The following is a 2,947-nucleotide window of genomic DNA, read 5'->3' as shown; positions in this document are numbered from 1 at the left end:
GATTACAGTAGCCCGATGAGCGAAGCCCCGCCGTCGTTGTACGCGTGGGCCGGTGGCGGTGAGGCCATCCGGCGACTGATCGACGCGTTCTACGACCGCGTCGAAAGGGACGATTTGTTGTCCCCGTTTTTTGCGGGCGGGGTGACCGCCGAGCATCGCGAGCACGTCACCGAGTGGTGGTGCGAGGTCTTCGGTGGTCCCGCCGACTACACGAACTCGCGTGGCGGCTACCACGCCATGCTTGAGCATCACCGGAATCTCGGCATCACCGCTGAGCAGCGGTTCCGGTTCGCCTCGCTGATGAGTTTGGCCGCCGATGACGGTGACCTGCCGGCCGATCCTGAATTCCGCGCAGCCCTCGTCGGCTACCTGGAGTGGGGTACCCGGCTGGCGATGCACAACTCTCAACCTGAGGCCGCCGATGTCGTCGAGGAAGCCCCGGTGCCGAAGTGGGGTTGGGGCGAAGCGCCTCCCTATCAGCTCTAGCTGGTCCTTGCGCACGCAGTGCCGGCGTCTCAGTCACGGTGGTTCACGATGTTGATGACGTTGCCGTCCGGTGCTCGGACGAAGAATCGGCGTACGCCCCACGGCTCGGTCGCTATCGACTGCACGATCTCGTATCCGAGATCCTGGGCTTCCTCGTAGGCACCTTCGATGTCGTCGGTGTTACGGAGATGACAGAGTCCTCGGGCGCGGTTGCGTCGCGCGTTACCAGCTGGACGTTCGCCTTCGTAGGAGGCGCTGTGGCGACACGTATCCCATCTACCCGGGCAAGCGCGACGTCGACAGAGAAGTCACCGACCCCGTCGGCCTTCCCGCGACAAGGACCGGCCCATTCGCGACGAGATCGACCGGCGGCACGTCCGCGTCCTGCTCGACGAACTCTTGTAGTCGGGCGGTTCTCGGTTCGAATCCGAGCGTCGGCTCCACTGCTGACGTGGATCAGCACCCAGTCTGAAGCTTCGCAAGGCTAATGGTGTCGCTAGGCGAAATGGTCCGTAACATTCGCTATTGGCTGTCAGGCCTGCTGCGTCTCGGTAACCTCGAAGCAGCAGTGGCGCCACTAGTGGCTCTGTCGTCCGGTCTCAGGTCTCGGGTCCGCGTCGCGGCGAGTCGCCAACCGGTGACGTGACACGAGGGCGACCTCATGTACGACGAGCCGCTGTTTCTGCGCACCTTGTCGAAGCTTGCCCGCGTCCTTCCCGCTTCCTATGACGTCGGCGCGGTGCTGGCCGAGTTGACCGGCAGCGTTACGGGGGTGCTGGGGCTGGCCGGCAGCGGAGTCTCATTGGCCGAGGACGGCAAGCTGCGTTTCGTCACGGCCGTCACGGCGGCATCCTCTGATTTGGAGCGGGTCCAGGAGCAGTATCAGCGTGGCCCCTGTCGAGAGGCGTTCGACACCGGCGAGTCGGTCTCCGTTCCGGATGTACGACTGTCCGGCCACATGTGGCCGGAGTTCGCCGAGGCCGCTCGGCGGGTCGGTGTGGCGGGGGTCGCGGGAATACCGATGCGGCTCGCCGACCAGACCGTCGGAGCCCTGGATCTGTACGCCGCCGAGCCCCGGGAGTGGAGCGATACGGACCTCAGTGTGGCGCGGGTGCTGGCCGATGCAGCCACGAGCTACATCGTCAACGCGTCGAGCTTGCGCCAACAGCAGCAGCTGAACGAACAGCTACAGCAGGCCCTCGACTCGCGGATCATCATCGAGCAAGCCAAAGGAATCACGGCCCAGCACGACGACATTACGGTCGAGGCGGCGTACGAGCGGATGCGCCGGCACGCCCGAGACCACAACGGCACCCTACGGATGGTGGCCGAAGCCATCGTCAACGTCGGCCTACGCGTATAGCCGGACCGCGTGAGCCACGCTGAGCCAAAGGTGGTCGAACGCAAAAATCTCGCTACTCAGGGTTAACCCGACGGAGCCCGGGTAGGTTTCGGCTGACGAATCCGTCCAGACACCTGCGGTTTCCCCCGATATCTACGGCTTCCCCGGACCTTGGCGGCCGTCCTGTTCACCGGACGACCACAGAGGTTTCACGTGTCGAGTTCGACATCCGACCGTCCTGGTCTCCGGCCGACGCCGTCTCATCCTGGTGGCGGCCGACCGGAGTCTCAGGCGGCCGACATCCGCCCGTTGATGCCCGTGCCTGCAGAGAATTACCGAGGTGTGCGGGTCCTCGAGGTCACCACTGCCGACGACGTCGGTCAGTTGGACCGCGCCGTGCAGGACGCTTTGGCGCGAAGCCCGCGCGGCGTCGTCTGCAGTATCGCTGGCCCGACCGGCGTGGCCGATCATCGCTTGCTCGACGAGATCGCCGCACTGGGTCGCCACGTACGACATTGGCCCGCGACCGCCATCGCCGTCGCCTGCCCGGACGAAATCACCCGAACCGGCCTGCGCCACAGAGCCGACGCCCACGACCTGCCCGTCGCGCCCTCGGTCCCGCAGGCTTGGGCCGAGATCATCAGGGGACAGGTTCCGACCGATGCCACCCTCCGGTTACCACCTCACCCGACGGCGGGACGCGTCGCTCGGGGATTCCTCACCCGTACGTTCCTCGACTGGCGCACCAAGAGTGCCATCGGAACCGGTTGTCTGATCATCAGCGAACTGGTGACCAACGCGGTCCGCCACAGCACCACCGACATCGAGGTGACTGTCGGCAAACACGAGCGACTCCTGCGCATCGCGGTACACGACCACACCCGATCCCTCCCGCTCACTCTCGATCCGGACCCGACCCGAACCGGCGGCAGAGGGATCGCCGTTGTCAAGGCGCTGAGTCGTCACTTCGGTGTGCTGGCGACAGCAGACCCGGGAAAGGTCGTGTGGGCCGTTCTCGATGCCTGACACCAGCCCCAAACTGACCTTGGTTTGCCATCGACCAGCGCACCGTCGCCGCCGACGTCGTCGCCTCCATCGAGCAACACGCGCCTCACTGCC

General features: G+C 65.5%; 3 protein-coding genes and 1 pseudogene. 3 read left to right on the top strand and 1 reads right to left on the bottom strand.

All coding sequences use genetic code 11. The features are described 5' to 3' along the window. Positions 1–15: 15 nt before the first annotated feature. Positions 16–486: a group II truncated hemoglobin gene (locus VGH85_08345; protein ID HEY2173805.1), complete on the top strand. Its 471-nt coding sequence runs from the start codon at positions 16–18 to the stop codon at positions 484–486. A 29-nt stretch (positions 487–515) separates the two neighbouring features. Here VGH85_08345 and VGH85_08340 read toward each other — a convergent pair. After that, positions 516–745 (bottom strand): annotated as a pseudogene (locus VGH85_08340) (VOC family protein). A 402-nt stretch (positions 746–1,147) separates the two neighbouring features. On the opposite strand from VGH85_08340, the gene VGH85_08335 reads away from it, so the two are divergent. Next, positions 1,148–1,849, top strand: a complete 702-nt coding sequence (locus tag VGH85_08335; protein HEY2173804.1) for a GAF and ANTAR domain-containing protein — start codon at positions 1,148–1,150, stop codon at positions 1,847–1,849. A gap of 438 nt (positions 1,850–2,287) precedes the next feature. Then, positions 2,288–2,854, top strand: a complete 567-nt coding sequence (locus VGH85_08330; protein HEY2173803.1) for an ATP-binding protein — start codon at positions 2,288–2,290, stop codon at positions 2,852–2,854. The last annotated feature ends 93 nt before the right edge of the window (positions 2,855–2,947 follow it).

The organism is Mycobacteriales bacterium (assembly GCA_036497565.1).
GTDB lineage: Bacteria > Actinomycetota > Actinomycetes > Mycobacteriales > QHCD01 > DASXJE01.
The sequence above is the reverse complement of the archived record's forward strand: the minus strand, read 5'-3'. Positions and strand labels throughout refer to the sequence as shown.